At 44.2% G+C, this 26,764-nt stretch carries 21 protein-coding genes and 1 pseudogene; 9 read left to right on the top strand and 13 right to left on the bottom strand.

Going from position 1 to position 26,764, the window contains the following annotated elements:
* Positions 1-56 precede the first annotated feature (56 nt).
* The 4 genes from NF347_RS08310 to NF347_RS08295 are packed head-to-tail and all read left to right on the top strand — an operon-like array spanning position 57 to position 6,480.
* On the top strand, positions 57-2,786 hold the full coding sequence (locus tag NF347_RS08310) for a type I restriction endonuclease subunit R (protein ID WP_107036522.1): 2,730 nt from the start codon (positions 57-59) through the stop codon (positions 2,784-2,786).
* 14 nt (positions 2,787-2,800) lie between these two features.
* On the top strand, positions 2,801-4,228 hold the full coding sequence (locus tag NF347_RS08305; protein WP_107036521.1) for a type I restriction-modification system subunit M: 1,428 nt from the start codon (positions 2,801-2,803) through the stop codon (positions 4,226-4,228).
* A gap of 3 nt (positions 4,229-4,231) precedes the next feature.
* On the top strand, positions 4,232-5,056 hold the full coding sequence (locus NF347_RS08300; RefSeq protein WP_107036520.1) for a GIY-YIG nuclease family protein: 825 nt from the start codon (positions 4,232-4,234) through the stop codon (positions 5,054-5,056).
* A gap of 5 nt (positions 5,057-5,061) precedes the next feature.
* Positions 5,062-6,480 (top strand): restriction endonuclease subunit S, encoded by a 1,419-nt coding sequence (locus NF347_RS08295; RefSeq protein WP_107036519.1) that lies wholly within the window; start codon positions 5,062-5,064, stop codon positions 6,478-6,480.
* Here NF347_RS08295 and NF347_RS08290 read toward each other — a convergent pair.
* The 6 genes from NF347_RS08290 to NF347_RS08265 form a co-directional block, all read right to left on the bottom strand.
* A complete protein-coding gene (locus NF347_RS08290) occupies positions 6,464-7,717 on the bottom strand; it encodes a restriction endonuclease subunit S (protein WP_107036518.1) in 1,254 nt (417 codons plus the stop codon). The genes NF347_RS08295 and NF347_RS08290 overlap by 17 nt on opposite strands.
* Positions 7,714-8,010, bottom strand: a complete 297-nt coding sequence (locus NF347_RS08285; protein ID WP_133165557.1) for a hypothetical protein — start codon at positions 8,008-8,010, stop codon at positions 7,714-7,716. The genes NF347_RS08290 and NF347_RS08285 overlap by 4 nt, the downstream gene beginning before the upstream one ends.
* A 239-nt stretch (positions 8,011-8,249) precedes the next feature.
* Positions 8,250-9,785 carry a DUF1186 domain-containing protein gene (locus NF347_RS08280; protein WP_107681855.1) on the bottom strand — a complete coding sequence of 512 codons (1,536 nt, stop codon included), beginning with the start codon at positions 9,783-9,785 and terminating at the stop codon, positions 8,250-8,252.
* A gap of 72 nt (positions 9,786-9,857) precedes the next feature.
* The gene (locus tag NF347_RS08275; protein ID WP_107681854.1) at positions 9,858-10,892 is read right to left on the bottom strand and encodes a Fic family protein; all 1,035 of its coding nucleotides are present in this window, start codon (positions 10,890-10,892) and stop codon (positions 9,858-9,860) included.
* A gap of 119 nt (positions 10,893-11,011) precedes the next feature.
* On the bottom strand, positions 11,012-11,332 hold the full coding sequence (locus tag NF347_RS08270) for a helix-turn-helix domain-containing protein (RefSeq protein ID WP_107681856.1): 321 nt from the start codon (positions 11,330-11,332) through the stop codon (positions 11,012-11,014).
* Positions 11,333-11,470: 138 nt separating this feature from the next.
* Positions 11,471-12,625, bottom strand: a complete 1,155-nt coding sequence (locus tag NF347_RS08265; RefSeq protein ID WP_107681985.1) for a transposase — start codon at positions 12,623-12,625, stop codon at positions 11,471-11,473.
* Positions 12,626-12,818: 193 nt separating this feature from the next.
* On the opposite strand from NF347_RS08265, the gene NF347_RS08260 reads away from it, so the two are divergent.
* From NF347_RS08260 to NF347_RS08245, 4 genes are all read left to right on the top strand, one after another.
* Complete coding sequence (locus NF347_RS08260) at positions 12,819-13,424, top strand: ATP-binding protein (protein WP_237613072.1); 606 nt, start codon at positions 12,819-12,821, stop codon at positions 13,422-13,424.
* A gap of 119 nt (positions 13,425-13,543) precedes the next feature.
* Positions 13,544-17,851 (top strand): AAA domain-containing protein, encoded by a 4,308-nt coding sequence (locus tag NF347_RS08255; RefSeq protein WP_107037007.1) that lies wholly within the window; start codon positions 13,544-13,546, stop codon positions 17,849-17,851.
* Positions 17,841-19,511, top strand: coding sequence for a hypothetical protein (locus NF347_RS08250; protein ID WP_107037006.1), 1,671 nt, complete (start codon positions 17,841-17,843; stop codon positions 19,509-19,511). The genes NF347_RS08255 and NF347_RS08250 overlap by 11 nt, the downstream gene beginning before the upstream one ends.
* A gap of 176 nt (positions 19,512-19,687) precedes the next feature.
* The gene (locus NF347_RS08245; protein WP_133166460.1) at positions 19,688-20,572 is read left to right on the top strand and encodes a hypothetical protein; all 885 of its coding nucleotides are present in this window, start codon (positions 19,688-19,690) and stop codon (positions 20,570-20,572) included.
* Positions 20,573-20,684: 112 nt separating this feature from the next.
* Here the strand turns inward: NF347_RS08245 and NF347_RS08240 are convergent.
* The 6 genes and pseudogenes from NF347_RS08240 to NF347_RS08215 all read right to left on the bottom strand — a co-directional run.
* A pseudogene (locus tag NF347_RS08240) lies at positions 20,685-21,047 on the bottom strand (ATP-binding protein); the annotation flags it as partial.
* A 344-nt stretch (positions 21,048-21,391) separates the two neighbouring features.
* A complete protein-coding gene (locus NF347_RS08235) occupies positions 21,392-22,462 on the bottom strand; it encodes an IS110 family RNA-guided transposase (protein ID WP_055301324.1) in 1,071 nt (356 codons plus the stop codon).
* 144 nt (positions 22,463-22,606) lie between these two features.
* Entirely contained in the window at positions 22,607-23,011 is a 405-nt protein-coding gene (locus NF347_RS08230; protein WP_290382349.1) for an ATP-binding protein, read from the bottom strand.
* A 27-nt stretch (positions 23,012-23,038) separates the two neighbouring features.
* Complete coding sequence (gene istA, locus NF347_RS08225; protein ID WP_237613085.1) at positions 23,039-24,583, bottom strand: IS21 family transposase; 1,545 nt, start codon at positions 24,581-24,583, stop codon at positions 23,039-23,041.
* Positions 24,584-24,700: 117 nt separating this feature from the next.
* Positions 24,701-24,973 (bottom strand): hypothetical protein, encoded by a 273-nt coding sequence (locus tag NF347_RS08220; RefSeq protein WP_107036511.1) that lies wholly within the window; start codon positions 24,971-24,973, stop codon positions 24,701-24,703.
* Between the two features lie 102 nt (positions 24,974-25,075).
* Positions 25,076-25,684 (bottom strand): helix-turn-helix domain-containing protein, encoded by a 609-nt coding sequence (locus NF347_RS08215; protein ID WP_306254338.1) that lies wholly within the window; start codon positions 25,682-25,684, stop codon positions 25,076-25,078.
* On the opposite strand from NF347_RS08215, the gene NF347_RS08210 reads away from it, so the two are divergent.
* Positions 25,637-25,831, top strand: coding sequence for a hypothetical protein (locus NF347_RS08210; protein ID WP_133165747.1), 195 nt, complete (start codon positions 25,637-25,639; stop codon positions 25,829-25,831). The genes NF347_RS08215 and NF347_RS08210 overlap by 48 nt on opposite strands.
* Before the next feature lie 518 nt (positions 25,832-26,349).
* On the opposite strand, the gene NF347_RS08205 is transcribed toward NF347_RS08210, so the two are convergent.
* The gene (locus NF347_RS08205; RefSeq protein WP_161553902.1) at positions 26,350-26,514 is read right to left on the bottom strand and encodes a hypothetical protein; all 165 of its coding nucleotides are present in this window, start codon (positions 26,512-26,514) and stop codon (positions 26,350-26,352) included.
* Positions 26,515-26,764 lie beyond the last annotated feature (250 nt).

Raw genomic sequence — 26,764 nt, 5'->3', positions numbered from 1 at the left:
TGATATGCGATTGTTTTTTTGAACTACAACTTCCGATAATATAAAGATATAGGAACATGACACCGGAAGAAAAAGCAAGAGTCAAGATTGACCGCTGGTTTGAGGACGCAGGTTGGGAGGTCACCGACCGCGACCATTATACACCGGCCGCAACTGCCGTAGCTATACGGGAGGGATTGCTTGAGAACAATCTTGAAGCTGACTATTTCCTCTTTATAAACGGAAAAGCGGTTGGTGTGCTCGAAGCCAAACGTAAAGAAGTTGATATTACGGCTGATTATGTTGCTGAACAAGCCGAGCACTACACTCGTGCCGTCCCCTGCTGTTATCAGACCCATTCCAATCCCTTGCCTCTCGTTTATCTATCCAATGGCGAATCTGTCCTTTTCAAGAATCAAGAAAAGGAAGACTCGGCCTACGATGAGATAAACCGCATCCATTCTCCGAAAGAGATTGTCAAGATGCTTGGAATAGAAGATCAGTTTGCAGGTCTCCCGGTGGTGAAGAAACGCGGACTCCGTGACTGTCAGTTTGAAGCAATCACCGAACTTGAAAAATCGTTCCGCGCCGGTCAGAATCGCGCTTTAATGGTATTGGCAACCGGTGCAGGCAAGACATATACTGCTGTAACAGCGGCCTATCGCTTTTTGAATTATGCAAAAATGCGGCGAGTCCTTTTCCTGGTTGACCGTAATAACCTTGGAAAGCAGGCTGAGGGCGAATTTGGCACTTACAGACTGACAGAGACAGGAGACCCGTTTAATACTATATTTGGTGTGTCCCGCCTTAAATCTGCAGTCATACCAAAGGATGCCAATGTTGTAATTTCTACCATTCAGCGACTCTTCGCTTTTCTGAAAGGTGAGCCGATTACGACCGATAATGACGATGACGAGGAATCCGGCACTACCGAAGACATAATCCTCCCTCCGAATCCGGCTTTGCCGCAGGATTATTTCGACCTCATCGTTATAGACGAATGTCACAGGTCTATTTACGGCAACTGGAAGAAAGTGCTTGAATATTTCAATACCGCACGGTTGATTGGCCTGACAGCAACCCCCGTGCCCGAAACCAAGGCATTCTTCAACAACAATATCGTTGTCAACTACACTCTTGAAAAATCAATAGTCGATGGTGTCAATGTAGGCGCAAGAATCTATCGTATCAAGACTCAGGAAACAGAAAACGGTGGAGCAATCCGTGTCGGAGACAAACTGCGTCAGGTGACACGCTACACAGGCAAGGTAGAGACTATCACCAACCGCGAATCGCAGAACTACACAAAGGAGGAACTGAACCGCTCCATTATCAATCCGGCTCAAATTAAGCTTATCCTACAGACATATAAGGATGCCGTTTATTCTGAAATGTTTATTGAGCCGCAGCGGGAACTAAATTTTGGCTACCTGCCCAAGACATTGATATTCGCCCTCAACGAGGCTCATGCCAACAACATTGTCAAGATTGTCAAAGAGGTGTTCGGCAAGGAAGATGATGATAAGTTCGTACAGAAAATAACGTATTCCTCCGGCGACAGCGATGCTCTTATCCGCTCTTTCCGAAACGACAAGGAGTTCCGCATTGCCGTTACCTGTACTCTCGTTGCCACCGGCACGGATGTAAAGCCGCTTGAAGTCCTGATTTTCATGCGTGATGTCCGCTCAGAACCACTGTATATCCAGATGAAGGGACGAGGCACACGCACCATCGGTGATGATGTGCTGCGAAACGTGACCCCGAATGCTTTCAGCAAGGACTGCTTCTTTCTGGTGGATGCTGTCGGCGTTACTGAATCTGAAAAGACAGTTCCGGCTCCCGGAGAAGATGAAGGCCCGACCGAGACAATAACATTCAAGAAACTCCTTGAACGTATGACGCACGGCGAACTTCCTGACGGTTATTTCAAACTTCTGGCAGCTCGATTGGCTCGTATTTCTTCCAAATCTACCGAGGGACAGCGCAATGAATTTACTGAACTGACCCACGGCATAACTATGGCCGATCTTTCGGAAAGGATGTTCAAGGCAATCGACCCCGAAACGTCTCCATCGTTGCCTCCGTATCGCAATGTCAATGAGCCTAATTTAGATCGTAAAGGTCTGTTTGCGCCGTTGGCAAATAATCCGAAGGCGCGTGAGCTTCTGCTTACTCTCAACGCAGGTTTCATCAAAACCTTGATGCCCGGTGAGGATACCCTTATATCCAAAGGATTCTCTATGGAGGAAGCACAGGAAACGACTTCCGCATTTGAGGATTACTGCAAGACACATGCTGATGAGATTGAAGCATTGCGCATAATCTATAATAACTCCGGCGAACCGTTGACCTATTCAATGCTTCGCGACCTCTCAGTCCAGCTTCGCAGGGCAAACTCCCAGTTCAATGTCTCTCAACTCTGGAATTGTTATTCTCTTCTCAATCGCGAGAAGGTAAAGCCACGCTCAACACAAGAGGAGAAGGAGGCATTGACAAATATAATCCAGCTTGTGCGTTATGCCCTCGGTCAGATTGACCGCCTCGACTCGCTCTGTTCGTCGGCCAACCAGTATTTCAACCTCTGGTACGGTCAGCTTCAGCGTAATATCTCCGACAAGCAGATTGAGGTCATCAAGCAGGTTGTAAGGTATATAGCATCAAATGGAGCTGTAACTATAAAGGATATCAGAGAGGAAGACAAATCTCAGGCGGCTCAGCTTGTTAAAGCATTTGGCAATCTCACAGAAGCGAACAAGGCTCTTTTGTCTCTCGCCGGATTCATAATCTATCACAGAAATGTAGCCTAAAATTTAACTCGGCAATGGCAAACAATACAGAACAATCAATCATAAAAAAAGTATGGACCCTCGCCACGACCCTTTCAGGTCAGGGTGTAGGCTTTACTGACTACATAACTCAATTGACATATCTCCTTTTTCTGAAAATGGATAAGGAGAACCGTGAACTCGGCGAGGAATCGGCCATACCGGAGGGGTATCAGTGGGAAGAACTGACTGCTCTCGACGGAACAGACCTTCTAATGCAATATGAAGAAACGCTCGATTTTTTGAGTCGTCAGGATAATCTTATCGGCACAATCTTCACAAAAGCTCAGAACAAGATTGACAAACCGGTCTATCTCAAAAAGGTCATCACGATGATAGATGAGGAAGACTGGCTTCTCGAAGGCGACGTGAAGGGTGCTATTTACGAAAGCATTTTGGAACGTAACGGTCAGGACAAGAAGAGCGGTGCTGGTCAATATTTTACACCTCGCCCCCTTATCAAGGCAATGGTTGATTGCGCCCGCCCTAAAATAACCGAAACAGTCTGTGACCCGGCTTGTGGCACCGGCGGCTTCCTCCTTGCCGCATTCGATTATATGAAAAATCAGAGTCAGGACAAGGAGAAACGGGAGTTTCTGCGAAACGAGGCATTGAGCGGAACTGATAACACCGCACTTGTTGTCACCCTCGCTTCAATGAACCTCTATCTGCATGGTATCGGCACTGACCGCAGTCCTATCATTTGTGCAGACTCTCTCGAAAAGCAGCCCGAGAAACTTTTTGATGTCATACTCGCAAATCCACCGTTCGGCACACGCCCTGCCGGTTCGGTCGATATTCAGCGCGATGACTTCATCACTGAGACAAAGAACAATCAGCTCAACTTTCTGCAACATATCATGATGTCGCTCCGCAATGGCGGTAGTGCCGCTGTCGTGCTGCCTGACAATGTTCTTTTCGAGGGTTCAGGCGAAGCGATACGCCGCAAATTGCTGACAGATTTCAATCTCCACACAATTCTGCGTCTTCCCACCGGTATATTTTATGCTCAGGGAGTTAAGGCAAACGTACTGTTCTTTACCAAAGGTGAGCCTACACGCGATGTATGGTTCTACGACTACCGCACCGGAGTGAAACATACTCTCGCCAACAACAAGCTCGAACGCCGCCACCTTAACGATTTCGTGTCCTGTTATAATCCCGACAACATTTCGGCACGAACGGAAACGTACAACGCCGAGACCGAACCAAACGGACGCTGGCGCAAATATCCGGCTGAAGATCTGCTCAAACGCGACAAGACCTCGCTTGACATCACATGGATGAAAATCGAGGACACCGACGACCGCACCCTTGCCGAGCTAATGGCTGACATTGAAACAAAAAGCAACAACATAGCCTCTGCGGTCGCTCAGTTAAAGGAATTGTTTTCCGAGCTTAACCTTAACGAAGTCAACGAATAAGCCATGGGTAAGACAGTAACTACATACCTCGTGGACGGAGATCCCAAAGGAACCCGCTATGCTTTTATCAGCAATAAGATATGCCAGATGTTTGTCGTGCCACGTTCAAATCTTGACTATCTCGACAAACAGAAGAAACTACACAAGCCGGCATTCTATATTCTTATTGGCGAAGATGAAATGGCAAAACCGCAGGCTTATATTGGAGAAACCGAAAACTTCAGGGAGAGGGTAAAAGACCATGACCAAAAGAAAACCTTTTGGCAGAAAGCTCTTATATTCGTTTCAAAAGATGCGGATATGACCAAAACAGATGTGCAATATCTGGAATATCTTGCCGTGCAACAGGCAAAGAATATCAACCGATATGGTCTTCAGGAAAACAAGCAGACTCCGAAAGAACCGAACCTTCCGGAATATCAGAAAGATGCTATGGATGAGTTCTTCGAGGACATCAAATTCCTGACATCTTTTATTGGGATAAGCATTTTTGAAACAGCTTCGGTTAATCAACTACCCGTTTTCCATTTTAAGCGTAGAGGCGCAAATGCAAAAGGTGTGTATGATGGAAATGGCTTTACTGTATTGCGAGGGAGTATATTATCCAAAGATACTGTAAACTCTTGCCATACCATCGAAAGACGGGAAATGATTATCAAGGATTACTCTCAGACAAATGAAAATGGCAACCCGGTTTTGACATCCGATATTTCATTTTCAAGTCCAAGTACAGCTGCGAGCATTTGCGGAGGATGCAGCTCAAATGGCTGGGTAGAATGGAAAAACGATAAGGGACAGACCCTTGATGAGATTTATCGTAATAAGTGACAATTATGGATACTCAGAAACTACGCCAGCGCATACTCGACCTCGCCATCCGTGGTAAACTCCTGCCACAAGACCCCAATGACGAACCGGCATCCGTCCTTCTCGACCGCATCCGCGCCGAGAAGGAACGTCTCATAGCCGAGGGCAAACTCAAACGCCCCAAAGCAAAAAAATCTACCGATAAATCCCACTATCAGAACTTCACCCCGCCTTTCGACATCCCCGAATCATGGCAGTGGGTTAAAATAGATGAAATAGCATCATCGAATATTGGATTAACATACTCGCCTCAGGACATCGTAGATGATGGTGTCCCTGTTTATCGTTCTAATAATATCAGGGATAACAAAATCTGTTTGGACGATATTGTTTATGTGTCTTGCCCTATACTTGAGAAACAATATCTTAACAACGGAGACCTTTTAATATGCGCTCGAAATGGCAGCAGAAGATTAGTCGGGAAAAATGTTATCATTGAAAATTTAGAACGTCCCACTTCATTTGGTGCTTTCATGGCTGTATGTCGTAGTTGTTATAATCCGTGGATAAAGCTTTTATTGGATTCTGCGTATTTTAATAGCTATTTGGATGAATCTAACTCTACAGCTATCAATCAAATTACGCAAAAGATGCTATTAGACTTTATCTTACCTTTACCGCCAAAAGAAGAACAAAGTCGAATAATTTCAGCATTTCATTCTATCGTAGGTGTTATAGATGGTATCGACCAAAGTAAAAAAAATCTGAGTGAAAGTATTGCCAATCTGAAGTCCAAGATCCTTGATCTTGCGATGCAGGGCAAACTCGTGCCGCAAGACCCGGCGGACGAGCCTGCCGCCGAGATGCTCCGTCGCGTCAATCCAAAGGCAAAGATAATAACGGATAACCCACATTATCCGCAATTGCCGGATAACTGGGTGCTGACCACCATTGATTCGGTCTGTGATTATGGCTATTCAGAGAATGTTAACGTTGATGAAATTGCCCTTTCTGAGTGGATACTTGAATTGGAAGATATCGAAAAAGATAGTGGGTGCGTTGTTGCTCAGAGGTCTAAGAAAGATAGAACAGTCAATGGAGTTCGACATAGATTCGTCAAGGGCGATGTTCTATACTCAAAACTCCGAACCTATCTCAACAAAGTATTGGTAGCTCCGACAGATGGTTATTGCACCACAGAGATAATCCCGGTAAAATCCTACGATTGTGTTATACCTGAATATCTCTGCGCATGGCTACGTTCGCCATTCTTTCTCTCTTATACTGCTGAATGTTGTTATGGAGTTAAGATGCCTCGATTAAGCACCACCGATGCTCGTAAAGGTATTATACCCATTCCTCCTATAAATGAACAGAAGCGTATCACTCAGAAATTAAGCAAAATTTCAGAATTATTATCAAATCTCTCTATTTCAATAGACTAACGATAATATTATCCAAACAATTAAACCACCCTTGAACACGTTCAATAATAGCACGCTGTGTGTTCAATGGTGGTATCGGGATATGTATATCCTCAACGATTGATTTTCCAACTCTTTGTTGGCCAACAACTCCATTAAAAGTTCCCGTACAACATTTAATGAAGTTATCTGACTTGAAGAATAGTAATGAGAACTCAGGAATCAATATTGTGCTTCTGAATATGAGCAGTTCTGTTGTTCCTGCGCCAATCCCATTTGGGAGATCTCGTAGAATCATAGATTTTCGATTCTCCAAACATGGTGATATTTTGGCTACCGCAATATCTCCGTCTGCAAAATGTGTGAATCCTGATTTTATTTCACCCCACTGTTTTACATCATAACGAAATTTGTTAGAGTAGCCGTCATGGATTGACGCCATCGGAACAAAGCCTGCTTGAATATTATCCGAAGCCTTGTTCTTCGGATTGATTTCAAATACATCTTTGATTCTGGTCAGCACCCAGTTATCCGGCAATTGCGGATAATGTGGGTTATCCGTTATTATCTTTGCCTTTGGATTGACGCGACGGAGCATCTCGGTGGCAGGCTCGTCCGCCGGGTCTTGCGGCACGAGCTTTCCCTGCATCGCGAGGTCAAGGATCTTGGATTTCGTTAATGCTATAGACTGAGATAATTGCTGTTTAGATTCCCTAATTTCACAAATAATAGACATCAACGATTCTATCATTGTTAAGATACGCCTTTGTTCTTCTATCGGGGGAATTGGCAAATGTATATTATTCAGATTGTCTTGCGATAGTTTAGGCTGTGCAGAGCCTGTTATATAATCGTCTAATGGTATGGTATTGATATAAAGGGCAACAAATTCTAAAAGGAATTTATCACTGGAATCTAAAACATGTGCGTGATTATTAACCCAATACTTACCATCCGCAAAGAACGCATTATCCTTTGTGCGGCTCAATAAATTAGCACCATCTTCACCAATCAATAAAAGACGTTCATCAAAGATGTAGTTATCCACTTTATCAATGGCTCCTGCCGCTCCGTAATAATCATAAATTTTATTACTTTGTTTGCTCCTTATCGTCGAAGCGATTGGAACTCTTTCGCCATCTCGATTTATAACATAATCACCTAATCTTACCCACTGCCATGATTCGGGGATGTCGAAAGGCGGGGTGAAGTTCTGATAGTGGGATTTATCACAATACAACAAATGGATACAACTCAATGAGTCATATCCATTTGTATATATCTAGGGGACGTAAAGAGCTGCAAACTCCTGACAGCGACGTTTATATAGTACTTGAACAGTATGTTGACACGATGGCGCTGTATGTCAGTCCATTTGTTCTGCGACATCATCAGAGTGTGTTTGCTGCGGGCCAGTATCTGGCGCATGGTCTCTCCGTTGGAGCACGTTACCGGCGGTTCGGACTTGTCGCGGTTGTTTTCCTCTGCGATGAGCTGTCGGCGAATGTCAATGCGTGGGTGGTTAAAACGTTGATATATAGATAAGTACAAATCTGATTCGTACAAGTGACGTGAATTTTCTACGTTTGTAAGTTGTTAACCATCTGCTACTTAAATCGTTACAAGCCGCATTTGCCTCACCTCGCGCTGATTTCATAGGTGTTCGGCGATTTTCAATTGCCAAGCCGACAACAGTGACTCAATGCAAGGGTAGTTATAACAATCCGATTATCAAAGGAATATCGCATCTTTGACTTTTCGCGACATACAGATGAGCGTACAAAACGGGACTATTCTGGTTTCGTTATGAATTTTTTGAGACTCTCATATTGCTCATATATGTCAGGAATCTGATATTCGTCATTGTGTATTGCTCCACGACTGAGTTCGATGTCTTTGATGACATTTTTGCAGTCTCCGGCTATGGTCCTATTCACACAATCTGTTGCGAATGTGGCTTTGATTTCGGGGATGAGTTCCTTCGCGTCTATGTCCATCAGATTGCTCATCACAAAACCGGCGAATGTGCCGTCACAAGCTCTCTGAACAGGAAGATTTGAAACCATATTGTTCAGAAGCCGTCGGAACACTTCGATAATTTCGCTACGTCTTTCCGGCTGATTGAAAATTATCATTGCCAGAGCATCAGGTGCTTGGGAACGGAGATAGGAATTCAGTCCCGGTTGACCCAGATACGCTTCTATTGCAGGGATATTATCCTTGCCACACGCATAGAGCGCCGGGTGTATTAGTTCCGGAGTCAGGTCGCCAAGATGATAGTCGGCAAACTCATCGGTCTGTCGCATAATCTCAAGAACTGCATCAAGACCCTTGTCGCTTTGAAGTTGGGCGAGAAGTATGAGCGAGTGCATAATAGCACTGTTGTTCCAACTCTCGATTGTATCATCATTGATACCTTTATATGTTTTGCCGATAGAATAGAGCATGACATTGCTGATGTCTTGTGCAGCTTCGTCTTTCGGCAGGGCAAGAATCCGGTCAATGACCTCGCGGGGCAGACAGCTGTAATTGTCAGGAGAAAGCAGCTCATCCGCTATAAACTGGTTCTTGACGGAAAGCGTCTGAGGATAATCGGGGTATTGATAGGTGTATTTTTCATCGGGATACCGATCGGATTCCTCTTTCATTTTAAGCATACCGTCCAGAGCCTTTTTTACGTCTTTTAAGGTGATGTCGGAGAAAGGAGATTCCTCGTCATCATCCTCGAAGTCCTCATTATCGACGTCTTCACCGTAAGGCATGACATATTCAAAATCATCGCCAAGGTTTTTCTTCAGTGTATGGTAATATGGCATTTCCTTTCTGTCAGGATTGACAACAAGAAAATGTTTGCCGTTTTTACCGAAATCATATTCAATCAGCGGTATGTCATCCGTATCCTCTTCCAGAATATATCCGGCCGGATCAAACTCTTTTGACGGTTTAATGCCACCTTCCTCAGCGAAAGCCATTGCTCCATAGATAATGTTGTGGGCTTCGTTGTAACTGATTTCTTCAAGTCCCATACCTTTCCTATAGTTGTTCAGGTACTCTTCAAAATCAGATGGAGTCATGTTTTCGTGATAACCGGCATCCTTCACACCCAGACAGAATGTATCGACGAGGAAAGAAGCCATAACCAGATTGCCGCTCGGACGCACTCGTGTGACTACGATATGTGCCATTCCGGATTCAAGCCAGTCAGGAGGAGCGATATAACATTTGCCAACTGGCAGGGTTCGCGCTTTTTCACGCATGAACCGATATGGAGAAAGTGCGGGCTGCTTTTGTCCCTTGCTGTTATTCTTGGATTTTTTCTTTGCCATGATAATCTTGAAATGTTGTTATAGTTGAAACAAATTTGAAAGAAAGATTGATTACCGTTCCATATAAATTTTCTAAAAGTAAGTCTTGACGGCGAAGAGGAATTGGTCGATGAAGATGCGTTTGAAGGCTGCGATATTGTTCTGCTCGTAGAACATCAGCATAGCCTTTTTGTATTCGATTGAATCCACTGTGCGGAATGAAATCGGGCAATGGCCGTTGGCGATTAGAATGCCGTTGCTCACAATTCTGGCTGTGCGTTTGTTGCCGTCGGTGAACGCCTGAATATAGCTGAGTAAAACGAGCGCGAGCAGAGCTTTCTCGAAGATGTTGCTCTTGCCGTTGATTAGTCGCACTGTATCTTCAAGTGCCTCACGAATCTGAAACTCATTGTCAAGCGGAGTGTAGTTTGTTCCAGTAATACCTACACGGCGGTGACGGATGTTTCTCTCAACACCTAATTCTTTTGTAAGTAACGCGTGAATCTCCTCGATACGAGCGACTGTCAAATCTTTAAGATAGTCCGGCACATCAAGAATAAAGTCGAGAGCATCCTTGTGATTGAGTAGCATCACGGCTTCCTCCTTGGTTTTTCCGCTTGCCGTTTGTTTCTCTTTCAGCAGTCTCTCCGTTTCCAGCAACGAATAAGTGTTGCCCTCTATCTGCGAAGATTTCCAAGACAGGTCGATTCCGAGACGTTCCATCTCTTTGCAATATTCTAACTCTGACATTTCCGAAAGGTGTTGACGGAAGAGTTGTTGTGCGTCATCAAGCCGTTGCAGTTCATCATCGGTGAATAAATCCACCTTTGGAAGAATTTCATTTATGAGCTCAAAATTGAACGATTCCTGCACCTGACGCTCGTCAACATCCTTGGCAAAGTATGTATCGAGGTTCAGCTCCATTGTCACATGAGCCTGAGGAGTAAGTCTATAACGAGTAGCCGGTCCACGACCTACAACCTCAATGTGTCCCTTGGCGACACCATCGGCAATCAATCGTTTGAGTGTTGCCGGACTTGGGGCATTGGTCAATGCCGAGCCGATCTCAGCACGTGATGCCTCCGGATTGTAGTGAAGAAACTGAAGGATTTCAATCTCTTGAGTCATATCTGATAAGTTTTATCGGCTCAAAATTACTAAAAATTATTGGATTATCGGCTCAATTCGAGCCGATTTTTGCCATGTTAGCACTTGATTTGAGCCGATATATTCATAGTGTCTATGAACTATGACTTCTTTGATGCTCGTTGACGGTGTTTCAGACTCAAATCTTGCAGATTGCGTCCGAGGGTATCCTCCTTGGCAATCAAAAGAAGATCGTCATCAAGTTGCAGAGCATAAAGAACACGGGCATAGATTCCGATTGAAACCGTAGGAGAGCCCTTCTCGATACGGTTCACAGTGATAGGCGAACAGGTCGCACGTTCAGCAACCTGCGCAATCGAGAGATTACGACGCAGCCGGGCGAGCTTAATCTGCTCGCCCAAAAGAGCCATTTTCTGCTCCAGTTTCCGGGGCAACTTAGTTCCCATAGTGTTCTTGGCCACTGCCTTTATTTTAAGAAGTGCAAAGTATCTAAACGGATAACTTTTCCACACTCAATCTATCTTTTAATACTGTAAACATAATAAAAATATTTATTATATGACAATGATTCGGTAAAATTTGAGGTTGTTCAGTCTTGGCTAAGCCGCTAACTGAGCCAACCGATGATTTATTTTCTGAATTATTTTGAGATGCGGAGATTTTCCGCAAGTCGAAATAATTGTTGAGGCGAGATAAGATTCAAACATAAGCCGTTTGAACTGCGCTACCGAAAGATCCGGATAATCTTTCCTTATGACCTCCTTGCAGACATTGAGCGCAGTGAAGGAAAGATTGAATGCGAAGTCAAGCCGGTCTTTGTCGCGTGTCTGTTGCGACTGGAGTCCTGTAAACTGTTTGGCATCGCGTATGCCGAACTCAATCTGAAAGCGGGTGCGGTAGAAACCGATGATCTTTTCAGGTCTCATATTGGTGTCGGTAGAGAAGTAAAGAAGAGGGTCTGCGTTTTCAACCGGACAGACCACGATACGGATGTCGCGTTTCAATGCCCTCGAATGTACGACCGCCGTGTGACATCGGGTTTTGTTTCCTTTGGAATCCTCATATATGAATGAAGTGAACACGGACATATCAAGGTTGGAGAAATCCACTTTCTCTCCATACTTTTTCTTTCTGCCGCGTCTTCGCGGGGCGGAGGAATCCGGTATGGCCAGATACCTGAGATATGAATTGGCACGTAATCTCCCGACAAACCGGAATCCCATGCCAATCACTTCATTTACAAACTCATATTTGGAGAAAAAGGCATCGGCAACCAGAATATCCGTCAGTGAGAGCAGCTCTGCCGCCTTTGACCTGACAAGTGCCACATACCAGTCAAGCATTGACATTTGTTTCTCAGATTCAAGAGTCCTGAAGTCCGGGGACTGGACAGCACCGAGCATCACACATGTATGTTTACTCAGACTTATTGCCCCGATCGCCATTATCTCCAGACCGCGTTTTACACGTTGTGCCACCCCTGACCAGAATCGGCCTATGCCATATGTAAGGCTGCCTGACTTTGAAATGAACGACGGATCGATTGCCACTGCCATGTCATCGGACGGTCCAAAACAATCCTGCGCCATACCTATGTTGACTTTCATCCAGTCTACGGGTGTCTTGAAATTGGAGGCAAAGGTCTTGGCAGTACGACCGCCATAGCGCGACAGCCGGGTAAAATTGACTTTGCCCGGAATCAACGCTACAGTGCGTATTGTTAAAATCAGCCAGTTGAGGAACCTTTTGCTCATTTTGGTTGTAGTATTTTCAAATACCGACTTACACCGAAAGGTGAAGTCTTTGAGAATCGCCAATACGTTCATATTGTTTAATGTTTTTATAATGAACGCTTTGGCGATTCATTTGTATTTGACAATTCGATATATTAACTTAAGTTTCAACTACTTCGGTAATTTTTACCGAATCATTGAACGAAAGGAACCGTTGGAAATTCCGGAAGATGCTCTCCGTGAAATCATCTTCAACAGCATTGTCCATAAATTGCAATTTGGTACGTGGAATCAGATGAGTATCTATGACGACCATATCCGCTTATGGAATGAAGGAGTGTTGCCGGAAAATTATACTGTAGAGACTCTGATGAGTAAGCATACCTCCAAACCGCGCAATCCAAAGATGGCACAGGTTTTCTATCGTGCCGGTTTTATTGAGGCATGGGGACGCGGCTACGAAAAGATAATGAAGGCCTTTGATAAGGCGAATCTTAAACGACCGGAATTTACTGTAGAGCAAGGAGGTGTTACAGCTATTATCTATCGTGAGATTTTCATGTCTATCAGGGGCGATGCAAAACTGAACCAAACCGAACCAAAACCGAACCAAAACCGAACCAAAACCGAACAGAAAATTCAAATTTTGGAGTTGCTGTCCGAGACCCCTACCATAACGAGAGCTGAAATAGCAGAAATCTTAACGCTTCATGAGAGTAGTGTCCAGCGCCGCCTTGAAGCTCTTGTAAAAGAGGGTAAGTTAAGACACATTGGTCCGACCAATGGCGGTTCTTGGGAAGTAATCAATCATTCATCCTAAGCTGCATTATCTGCGTAATGACGTGCTTTTTATACCAGACTTCTGACGCAGCCCACCCGACCGGATGGGTGAGTAATTACTTTGAATCAAAGATTTATATTCTACAATAGAATAAAAATATGGCAAAGATGAATCCATTAGAAGAGTTTGATTGGGACGTTTTTGAAGATGCGGCTTCATCACAATCTGAGGAAGAGTCAAATGAAGAGACTACAGATGATGCAGAGCGTATGGTGGTCTCTGGTATTGTTATTTCCATAAACGAGCGCGAAATTGTAGTCAATATCGGTTATAGTAATGACGGCATCATACCGGCAAGCGAATTCAGATACAATCCAGACCTTAAGGTTGGTGATACTGTTGATGTGTATATAGAATCAAAGAGCGATCGTCTTGGCCAGTTGATTCTGTCACACAAGAAAGCAAGAGCTACAAAAGCGTGGGTAAAGGTTAATGAGGCACTTGCCAATAATGCGACGGTAAAAGCATACGTTGAATGTCGTACAAAGGGTGGCACAATAGTGGATGTCTTCGGAATAGAAGCATTTATGCCAGGTTCTCAGACAGATATAGTTAGGGCGGATTTAGAAACTTTTGTGGGGCAGACAATTGATGTTAAAGTTGTAAAGATAAATAAGGACTACCGCAATGTTGTTGTAAGCAGAAGAGCCGTAGTAGAAGAGAATCTGGCAAAGAAAACTGCGGATAAGACTTTGCTTAAGGAAATATGGCAGAAACATACAGAAGTACAGGAACAGATTCTTCGGCAACGAACTGCTCCTATTGCCATTGTGCCAGAAGCTACTACTATTATCAATGAGAAACTTCTTGTCAAAGTCGATACCACAGATAATACAGAGGAATTGCAACAGCAGATAGCTGATAGTTTGGACATTGATTATGATGAATGTCATTTTGAAGATGGATATGTCCTTGCACCTATTTCCAACTGGCAGAAATTAGATGAATCTGCGAAAGCCAGAATTAGTACGAAAGCCAACAAAGAGTATGTCACGTTCACTTACTACCCTGTAGTTGATGGTAGCATTGTTGATAGACGTGCTCAGTTTACTGGTGTAAAACAGTTGCTGGATAAACTGGAAGTAGAATATGATTTCGACAAGAACAATCGCCTGCAAATATCCATTGAAGAGTTAAACAGACTGAAGGATAATGAAGAATTCAATAGCCTTCAACTGGCTTTACCTGATAGAGCATCAGCTATCATTCCTACGTACCCAAGCATAATCGTTTATTTGGAAAAAATATGTCCTAGTCTCAAACTGAATAACATAGAAACATTCAAGAATAACAGGAAGAAAAGAAGCACAGGTGTAAATATAGACAAGCAAGTGTCTGTAGAAGGTGGATATTTTACTCAAAAATTCTTGGATAAGATAAAGCCTGTGTTTGAATTGCAAATGTGTAAGGTGGAATTTACCTTTATCATTCATGCGGATGCTCTTAACAGTTATGATTGGCAAGCAAACAAGCTTGGACTGCCTAAATTAAATGGCAATACAATTACCTTCTGTAAGAATGTAAAACTTCCTAAGCTGCAAGAAGATGTAAAAGAGATTACAGATGACGTTTTGAGTGTAGAAGACGACGGTGATGACGTTTCGGATATTACTTATATGACATCGTCAGAGTTCTTTAATACGAAGGATACTACCGATTTTAACTTTGATTTCTATCTCTGGAATAAACTGATGAAAAGATTGTTTGGTCAGAATAATTATGATTACACAGAGAAGTACTATTACAAGTACCGTGAGAATAGAGATTGGGCAACGGTAGAAGAACTTGATAAGTTCAATGATGACTTACACGTATCGTTTAAGCCGTCAATTGAGCATTCTGTATCGTCAAAGGGTACTTCAATTGGTATAGATTTCAATTGGAAGGAAAAAAGCCTAACCGAGCTTCTTACTGAGTTGAGCAGAGACTATCCGTTTGTTGATTTTGGCTTGTTCAAGAACGGTCATAAGTGCAACTTCGACGTTCAATATAGAAAAGCAGACATGACAGAAGTCATGAATCAACTTCATGATTTATCTGATGATTTGCATCTTGAACTGAAGAAGAAGGGAACAGAACTTGTCTTTTCGCGTGAATTCCAGAAAATTGAAGACCTGTTGACGTTTAAGACTCAGTTAACCCATAAACTACAGACATTTGACCAATCCAGATATTTGTGTACAATATCAGAAGTGCCTTCTGATAAAGTTAAACTGGTATATTTCAATGATATTGCCAGCAGAGACGAAGATAGGCTGGATGCAGCACGTGAACTCAAAGGTGCTGATTTTACAGTTGGAGAACTGAAAATCGGAAAACTGATAAGAACTGCAAGCTACCCGGAATTGGTCTTAGATATATCTGGTGATTTTTATGAAGTTACCAAGCAATTGTTTGATGAAACTGATGTCACCGAAATAACTCCAGACCTTTCTGGCGATTTGGAGAAGCTGGCACGTTTGAAAGAATCGTTGAACCGAATCGTAGAAGGTCGTGACGTAGAGAATTCCTCACTTGGTACTTTCATCTTTGATGCTTCTAAAGCTGCAAGTATTAAGGATTATGAAGAGAATATCAAATTAGAACTACAAGAAGTAGACAAACACCTTCTGAATAAAAGGATAGCCAATAATGAGCCACAAAAAGTGGCTATTGCAAAGGCAATTCTTGCTTCCGACTTGTCACTAATCCAAGGTCCTCCGGGTTCTGGAAAGTCAACGGCTATTGCCGAGCTTATTTGGCAACATGTACGTGAAAATCAGAATACAAGGATTCTGCTAACGTCAGAAACGAATCTTGCTGTTGATAATGCTATCGATAGAGTCGTGAATCCATATCACAATTTGGTTAAGCCAATACGCATAGGTGATGAGTCGCGTCTGGAAACAGAAGGGCTTCAGTTTTCATATTCTGCCATGTACCGCTGGGCAAAAGGAGAAGACATTACAGCAAAGATGAAGTCTTTTGACATTGACGATGATGACGACGATGATGACGCTACAACTGTAGAAGATACTGTTTATGAAGCGCCTGAAAAGTTAATCCTTCTGAATTGGATGGAGAACATCAGTAGAAGAATGGATAAGGACAGTATGCCAGAAGAAGCTCAAGAGCTATGGGAGGATCTGCTAATAAATCCTACAGACAATCTTAAAGGACTATTCTTTGACAACTACATTGCAAACTGTAATGTGATAGGTGCAACATGTAGCTCAATTGGACAGAAGAACATAATCTTTACTGAAAACATAGCTACTCAGAGTAAGAAGAACAAATTTGTTCCGACTGCATTCTATAAGATTTATAGAAGTATTTTCTCACAAAGAGATAACGAGTACAATCCTAAAATTAGATTTGATGTTGTAATTCAGGATGAGTCAAGTAAGGCAACGCCAGCGGAATTGTCCCTGCCTCTGATTTATGGAAAGAAGAATATTATCATTGGTGACCATAGGCAGTTGCCTCCAATGATCTCAAGAGAATCATTCACTAATTCCTTTGATTATCTGATCAAACACGAGAAGGACAATACTGAATTGCAGCGAATAAAAGAACTGAAGAGTTTTGTCCTTAAAAACTTCAATGTTCTTGAAATTTCGCATTTTGAGCGATTGTACAATCAGATAGATGAAAAGCTCAAAGGTTTTTTCAACTATCAGTTCAGAATGCATCCTGCTATCAATGAAGTAATAAAACAATTCTATAAGGACGAAGGTGGTTTGGAGTGCGGTTTGGTGTATCCAAAGGATTTGGGAATCAATGACCCTGACTATATCAATAACCTAGCATCACGATTCCATGGTATCACAGCAGGTCCTATTGATCCCGATGTTCATGTGTTGTGGATTGATTCTTCTTCTCCAGAAATGCTTGATGGTACGTCAAGAGTAAATTATGGAGAGGTTGAGATTATTCGCAAATTGCTTCGTGAGTTGAACGACTCGGATTCATTCCATGAGTATAATAATAGCTGGAGCAGTGTTGAAGACAAGCAGATTGGCTTGATTTCATTCTATGGTAAGCAATTGCGACTGCTCATGGAAATGGCAAGAGAATTCAACCCTGACGAGATGCCTATAAGAGTTAGTACTGTAGATAGATTCCAGGGAATGGAACGCAATATTATCATCGTATCAATGGTAAGAAGCCACTGCCTCCAAACAGAGAAAGGGCAAAAGCCGAATTATACGAAATATGGAGAAGATAGTTATACAAAGCAGGAAGATCTTGGCTTTGCTCAATCTCCAAACCGATTGAATGTTGCTTTGTCACGTGCAAAACGTTTGCTGATAATCGTTGGTGACAGCCAACTCTTTAGAACAAAGGCAATTTATGATAATGTGTACAATACAGTATTCAATCATGAAAATGGTAAAATTTTAACAGCTGAGGAATATGGACTATAAAGAAATTATCAATAAAGGTAAGCTCGTTTATGCTTCACGTTCCACCGATTCTAATTTCCGTTTGTGGAGATTGAACAAGACGGCATGTTATATTACCTACTATAAAGCAGTTGAACTGACCAAGTTGGATAAGGTTCTACTGATGACCATAAAATATAACGGTGGTTCTATCTATGAGAACACGTTAGCTGGTATTCTTGGATTTAACGTTCAGGATGATTTTGAAGTGACTCCAAAAAGATACAAAGATGTCGGAGAGGTATCTATCTTTGGTGGAATCCTATCTGAACTGACAAAGTTCGCATTGATTAGTAATGTCGATCATAAGGTTTCTGTTACACCATTAGGAGAATTGGCTCTTAAGAAAGGTATTAAATACGAATTCTATACGGGGGCACAGCTATTGAACGAATGCTTTGACTTGGCTCAAAAGACAGAAAAGGAATTCCTGTATTTCCCTTTCAGAGACTCTCTTGGTATCGTATCGAAAATTCAAGGAAGCAAATTGTTGCCTTATGAAGATTTCAATAACAATACAATTGAAGAAGAGTTGTATGGCACTCCAGAGGAACTTGTGGCGCGTCTGTTATTGCAATCAGATGATAGTACTTCGGTTTTCAGAGCTGAAGCATCAACTGATGCAAGAATGGGTGAGGTTTATGTTGATTTCAGATTATATGAATATAATGGTCAAAAGTACCCGATAGTTTTCTATCAAGATGAAGTCTCGTTGAAAGCTAACGACTTGTTGTTCAACAACTGTAATGCTCAGTACATTCGTGACAAAATTCATATAGGAGAATACCTACATCTGGTTAGAGAAAGTCGTATGAGATTGACTTACCAGTCTCTGTGTCCTTATATGGATGTATGGTCATTGGATGATTTCCTTGAAAGTGAGTATTTAGATTGGAACGACAAGAAACTGTTTGACAGCATTGCAAAAGTTGCCAATGGAGCCCAATGGTCAAAAATTTCCTCGGTATGTCCGACAGAATCGTTAAAGCCAAACCTTAAACAATACGAGGAATCATTAGACTGGATTATCATCTCGGAAAGGCTTGATAATAATTTTATTGTTGAGAATGCCACAGAGTATCCATGGGACTTTGAATCTCTATCTGCAAATCGTAGTATAGATTTTGTCAAGAGAATTATTGTTATTCCAGAACTCCACAATGATACTATAGATTGGGACTGGGAAACATTGATACCTCAATTGGACGACGAGTTCGTCCTTCAATATATTGATACCATTCCGTTTGTTATGTATTCGCAAACGGAAAAATACTTATTTCTGCATCCAGAGTCGATTTGTACTTATCCAGACCGCAAATGGGACTGGAAATTGCTTTCTTTGAATGCGGAACTCGGATTCATTTTAACCAATATATCAGCATTAGGCAAATATCTATATGTTGAGGATGTGATGCCTCGTGCATTCTCTGATAATAGTTGGGTTCATTCATACTGCGAATCCAGTGCGTTCGCTTTTGCTGTCATTGAGAGTAAAGAACGTCTTTCTACAAACTACAATGCAAACAAGGCTGATTATCAATGGTCAATAGAATTGATTGATTGGCATGAAAAAATGGGCTTTATCACATGGAAGTCTACCAATTATGCAGTTGGTCTTGAATGTAATCCTAATATCGTATAGAACTCTGAGTTCTTTGAACATTATAAAGAAAAGGATTTTAGCGTTAGCTAAATCACATTTCTGCTTCAGTTACAGAGTGTCATATCATTGATTCAAATATTGATTTCAAATGGTCGTGGTCGCAATTGTCTCGCAGAGATATTGTCCTGAACGATATTGAATTCATCAAGAAACACATGACACTTCTTGCTCTTGATGTGGTAATAGCTAACTTGAGAGAAGATTATGTTGACCAATTGTATGAGGATTCATCCTTCAAGACGATTGCATCCGCTAAGGCACTATGGTCATTGGTAACAGAAAAGGTTTCAGAAGGCATAATTCGTAAGAACTTTAATGATGAGAAATGGGACTGGAAGGTTCTGACAAAACGATTCTGTGAAAGTATGCATATCACTCAGTTAGGTAATGACCGTTGGGTGAACAAACTGGATTGGGACTATTTGTCAGAGCATCTTGATATAGTAAGAATTCAAGATAATCTGTCATTGTATGTTGACAGATGGAATTGGAAATGTATTACTTCACGTGCAGAACACGAGTTTTTATTATCGAACCTTCACGAGTACTATGATTACTGGGATTGGGAGTCTCTGCTACAAACAATTCTTACGGACGAAGATCTTGCTGACGAAGGCATAAGAATTCAGATTTCCGTCATTCTATCTCAAATCGAGGATAATGCACAATTGTGGGCATTGCTCACAAAACGTTATTCAACAAAAGATATAATAGCTTTACAGAGCAACTTGTCTTTGAGGTCTGTTAGATTTGATTGGAACTATAGCGATGTTTATAATCGTCCTGATTTTGAAATCGAACCATATTTGCAAGATTATCAAGAGTATGGTATTTATGTAGATTGGGATGCTCTTTCCTCATCAAAAGCTCTGAACAGAATCTTAAGATGGGACAGGAATATAACTAAGGATTTCAACAATTGGGAGGATTTGGTCGTTTCAATTCTTAAAAATGAAGATTATGACTGGAACTTTAAATATCTTTCGACTCTTACTTCAATTGGATATTCTCAACAAATTGACCCCCTATGGATTATTTAAATTGACCCCCATTGATAACCTGTGATTTTTGGACAGTTTTTACAGGGGTTGACAATAGGGTCTGGGGGATTCTGATGGCGTGTTGATAATTAAGATTTATTTACAAAAATAATCATTTGATTTTATTCTGCAACTTGCGGATGGACTCTCCGAAGAGCTCTATCCTTATCGAGTGGTGCACGATCCTGTCGAGGATCGCATCGGCGATCGTCTTCTCTCCGATCACGTCATGCCAGTCGCATACGGGAACCTGGGAGGTGATGATGGTGGCCCGTCGTCCGTGCCGGTCCTCGATTATGTCCATCAGTGAGGATCGCGCGGCGGCATCGAAGGGATGTATGCCGAAGTCATCAAGGATGAGAAGGTCGGTACGCTCGATCCTTTTCAGTTCGGTAAGAATCGTGCCTTTTGCCTTTGCGGCCTTCAGCTGGCCCATCAGGCGTGCTGTGCTGGCGTATAGCACGCGCATCCCTTCTATGTTGTATTCCAAAATTCTCGTTGAGATTTAGAAAAGATTAACGTTAAAAATCAATTGCTTATGTTTCTGTGCCGATTGTGTAGGCACAAAAGAGTCATGATCGAGGCCTCTGCCCCAATCAAATAACCGGCAATCGGTTAGAGCCCGAAATGCCTTGTAGTAAAAAAAGTCCTATCAGGCAAACTTCTATCAGTCACGCCCCATCGGGCTGACAGTTTACTTATTCAGCATAATAGGAAAGACGCCACAACCTTTCTTTTAGATGCAGCCAAGGCTCATCAAGGAGGCGAGAGTAGCCGTCTTACTGTATTTGCCTATAAGACTTTTGTGTGTCGCATTATCTAACGGCATTCATATCTGCGGTTTGATTTCAGTACGGAAAATATTATGTTGGAGAGCTTGCGGGCTATCCGGATTATGGCTTCCTGCGACTTCATTCCGCGGGTGCACAATGCGCCGAACTTTGCGGAGAGTTCCGCGTCGTGCCGTATGGCTATCCATGAGGCCTCGACTATTTTTGGACCGAGGAATTTGTTTCCCCGGAAAGTCTTCTCACCGACGTATTCCTTGTCGCCGCTTGATGACATCATCGGCACGAGTCCGAGGAACGATGCGAACTGGCGCTGGTTACTGAAGCGACCGATGTCATCAATCTCGGTAAGCAGGCTCATGGCAATTGTCGAACCAATGCCGGGAACCGACATCAGGATGCCGTATTTCTCGGCATACCTGTCGCTGCGCGCCAGCGAGCGCAATCTGCGGTTCACATCAAGGAGGCGTTCCCTGTAATGGAGTACCTCGGCAATGAGCAGGTCAAGCGAGACCCGGGTGTCGGAGAGCAACCGCACGTCATTCTGCAACCACGTTATGAAACTTCTTGTCCAGTGGCGGTTGCTTCGGAAATATTCTTCGGGGTACTCCACGCCGTTGTTGTACAGCAGATGCTTGATTCTGGATTTTATGCCGCCGGAAAGCTTCACAATAGTGGCGCGGTGGCGTACCAGCGCACGGTCGTCGAGGCTGTCCTTCGAGTGAATGTACACACTGCCGAGCTCGCCGCGCATAAGGGCTTTGGCCAGCTTTTTTGAATCCACCGGGTCTGACTTCGAGACCTTTTCCTTCTGGGTGGTCGGAACGTCAGCCGCATGTACCACGGTGCATTTTATACCAAGCTCAGTCAGGGCATAATAGGTCGAGAAGCCAGAAAACCCCGTCTCGTAGGCTGCATGGTAGCTACCGTTAGGATAATGCTTGTTCAAATGTTCAAAGAGCTCTTTGGCCGAAGCCTTTTGAGTATGAGTGCGCATAAAACCAGAGGGGGTGAGCACCGTGACACTCCATGTTCTCAGATGGACGTCAATACCAATAGAGATATTTTGTCCGCTGAAATCTTTTTTGTTACTTTGTACCATAGACGTATCGGTTTTGCTGTTAATGTATTTTGCTTTTACAAATTTACATGCAATTGCCCTTACGTCTATCTTTTCTCCTCACTCCTCTCGGGGGAAAGCCTTAGCGGCAAGGGGGCAGACAGCCCCCGTTGAGCGCCCCGTCAGCTAATCTGATGCAAACATAGTGACTTTCTGGCATGCCCGGTAGCCCAGAGCGGTTGCTATGTAGCTTTTGCCGGTGCCGGCACTGCCGGTGATGAAGATGTCGCGTGGCTCGGTGACGAAGGTCATCTCGGAGAGCCGCATCAGCAGGTTCCGGTCAAGGCCGCGCTCAAGGGAGTAGTCTATCTCCTCGATTGAGGCGCGGTAACGGAACGAGGCCTGTTTCTGCAGGCGCTGTATAAGCCGGTTGGTGCGGTCGTCCCATTCATTTTCCACGAGCCACGCCACGAACTGGTCTGTTGTCATGCCTTCGCTTTTGAACGATTCCATTGATGTGCGGAAGGCCGCGTGCATGCCCAGCAGCCGCATCTGCGACATCCGGGCGAGTGTCTGTTGGTTCATTTCCATTGTTGTATGTATTGTTGGATTGATATGTTACCTGAAGTATTCCTTCCCGCGTATGTTTGCATGCCGGGGCATCTGGGCGCTCTCCTCGCACTCTTGACCGGGAAGGGTGTCGTCATCGAGGCAGTCATGACGGCTGCGCAGTATCGAGTCGACGGCGCTGTAGTTGTAGAGTCCGGAGGATGCGGCCCTGCGGCAGGCCCTGACCAGGCGGTCGTTGCCGACCCTGGATGCGAACGACAGTATGCCCTTGCAGGATTTGTAGGCCTGTTCGGGATGGGTCTTTGACTCTATGACATGCCGCAGGAAGTCCTCTACGTCGGCATGTATGCGTGCCCCCTGCCTCAGGAAGCCCTCGACGCTCCATCCGCTCAGGTCCCGGTGGGCCGAGGCAAGGTGATTCGGCTCCGTGGTATACCCGTACGGGCGCCATCCTCTGGGATGTACGGCCACGCGGTCTCCGCCGCAGTATATCTCAACCGTACGTGAGTCATACAGTATGTTGACCTTGCGGCCGATAAGACGGTGGGGCACGCTGTAGTAGTGGCGGTCAAGGCGTACGTGCCCGTTGCGCTGTACCGTGGCGGTATGCCGTTCCTTCAGCTCGAACCTTATGGGATTTAACGGGCGCAGGTACATGCGCTCCAGATCCTCGAACTGCTCGCGGCGGCTGTAAGGGCGTCCGCTCATGCGGGCGTTGTTGTGAAGCTCCAGCGCCGTACGGATAGCGGCGTTCAGCGACACAAGATCATGATGAGTGCGCTGTCGCACCAACGGGTAGATGCTGCGGTAGATGAGCTTGACGGCGCCCTCCACCAGGGCCTTGTCGCGCGGCTTGCGCACGCGTGCCGGTATGACTGCGCAACCGTGATGCTCGGCGAAGGCCGCGTAATCCTCATTGAGCTCCGCCTCGTAACGGCTTGCCTTCTTTACGGCAGCCTTGAGATTGTCTGGCACGATGGCCGCCGGTGCCCCGCCATAAAAATGAAGCGCATTCTCACAGCACCGTATGAAGTCCTCCTTGCGCTGGCTCATCACGGCCTCAACATATGTAAGCTGTGAGCAAGGCAGTATGGCCACGAACACCTCCACGGCGATGATCCCGCCGCTGTCACGGTCGACCAGCTCCAGACGGTCGCCTGCGTAATCGACATACATCTTGTCGCCGGCCTTGTGTTCCAGATGCGCTATAGGGTGCATCTGCGCCACATACAGACGCATCAGACGGCTGAACGTCGACCGGGAATAGCCTCCCGGGTGACTCCCGATATAGTCGTCATACAGCTTCTGCCGCGTCATACCTCTCTTTTTCAGACGTCTGACATAATCAGGCATAAGTCCCATAAGCTCCTGATGGCGGCTTGACACGGGTTCCGAACCGACCGCTCTCACTCCGAAAATCTCATTCAGATCCGGATCCTCCAGTTTCAGAAGATCCTCGATGCCACGGTTCAGCTCCATAAACCGCCGGAGGTATTTACGCACCGTGTTGCGCGCTATGCCCGTCAGGTTGCTGATACTCTTGGCTCCGTTGCCGTTGGCGTGGCATCGGAGCACCTGTCTTAATTTGTTCATGCTCAGTTTTCGATTTGCCATCAGTCGTATGTTTAATATTATTTAACATACAATATAGCTCAAAAACTCCTTTTGCCAACTCCCGTAAAGTCTTTTTCCGGGGGGCAATTTATCTGGTCAACCGGGGGGCAAATTCACTGAGTTTTTCCAGTTAATCACCTGTTCCTGACGGCGACAGCGCAGAAGTTCCCCTTTCTCAAGCATCGCCTGGTTGAAGTCGCGCTGCACCTTGTTGGTCGGGTTGCCATACAGGTAGATTCCAAGATACTCATGGCGCTGCATCTTGTTTGTTTTCGGGTTTCGGATTGGTGGATAGTAGTCAAAGTACAACGTGATCTTACCCGATTCAAGAAGACGCTGCCGCAAGGCGACTTTAGTGCATATATCCATACGAATTTTGTTTTTGAATGATTTGTTTCGGCGAAGTTCACTGGTTATCTCCCGGTTATCAAGTTATTAGACTGTTAACCTGCGGATAACCGATAACCTGCCTCATTTCAGCGTTGGAGGACGGAGAATCGCATCGATTTCCGACTTCAATATATAGGTATACTTGCCGACTTTCTTACGGCGCAGACCATGGTACTTCACATAGTTGTGAAGCTGATCATGGGTCAGATTGTACTCAGCCCGCACATTAGAGTATGAAATCCAGTCATCATCTTTCGGCGGTTCGGGCTTCGCTGCAAACACCCGGTCGCAGTGCGTCTTGCTCCAAAGTGTCTTTCCCCGGTGGTAGACCTTCGGAATATTGTGAGCCTTACCCTGAGCAAACACCCATGAATTGCTCACCCCGAACTTTGTGATAATCTCTTTCGTCGTGTAAAACTCCGAGATTGCTTCGCCGTTCTCATCAGATACCGAGGACTTGGCTTTGGACTTCCTGACATAGAGGCTTGTGCTAAGTAGTTCCTCTATGTCTATTCTACTGATACGTGTAACGCGGGAAGTGAGGCGGTATGCTTTCAACTTTCCATGATAAATGAGCTGATAGACCGCATTTCGTTTTACTCCCATAAGGTCAGCGGTCTCTTGAACTGACAGATACGCCCTATGAATTACCGATTCTTCTCTTTGGCGGATGATTGTTTCGATCACCATCGCTTCAGTCTCTTGTTTTCGTTTGTGTCTCTGTCGGTCTTTGTAAGCGTGTTCCGCACATCGCTTGCAGCAGAAGCGGGTGGAGCATTTTTGAGCTTCAAACTCCTTTCCGCACCACTCACAGATTTTTTTGATTCTGATGGTTGAGGTTGCCATTTTTGAACATTTTTTGAGCCGCTCACGGAGCCGATTATGTATTCCTACGTATTTCTACGTATCCCATTGTATACATGTGTCCACAATAGGAAGGAGCGACTTGTTCCGACCGTGGACGAGCAACAAATGTGGTTCAAAAATGGAGTAAAAAACAGGTAGAAACGAGTTCTACCGATTAAACTGCAGACAGCCGGACACAAGAAAAGGCGCTCAAACTGAACGCCTTAATACTTATCTATACTTATAGTTGCCTATCTTTAATTGCCGGTCATTTGCCGATGCAGAAACAGTTAAAGCATTTATTTACAATGATGTACGAGTCTAAACCGTACAAGAGCCGTACAAGTGGCTCCAGCGGGGTGTTTCTGCTGTCGGTCTGCGGACTCGAAAACATGCGCGGCACCTATTCCGGACATGCGGTCGTTGACCTTATGCGAAGTTAATAAAATTTCAGCAGACAGCCAACTGATTTGCTATCTTTAACGCTGTTAATCATATGATTGTTGTATCTACGGGATAGGGTAATGGACGTCTTCGTACTCCTCAACGATATTTGAGACCTTCAACAATTCAATCAAGTTGGGGGCATCATCAGGAGTGTCTTCTGTCACCAATGGCAGCAGTTCGACAATTCGGCTGAGTGCCGCCTCATATTCTTCTTTTGTTATTTTCATGCAGGGAGACTTGGCTTATTAGAAAAATGTCTTGACCGCGAAAAGGAATTGTTTATCGCGACAAAGTTAATAAAAATACGAGAGTAATCGCGACATTATGGCGTAATCTTACCCCCTACGCTCCCGCATTTGGCGTGATTCAATGGTTTGTGTCCCTTGATCTCTTCGGTAAAGGGTATGCCATGGCGGATGCGATACTGAGAATATAGGTCGTTGAATTGCAATGTGTCCTGCTCTGTGGTCGTGAATT

The organism is Paramuribaculum intestinale (assembly GCF_030759015.1).
GTDB lineage: Bacteria > Bacteroidota > Bacteroidia > Bacteroidales > Muribaculaceae > Paramuribaculum > Paramuribaculum intestinale.
This window is presented reverse-complemented; position numbering and strand designations above follow the sequence as displayed.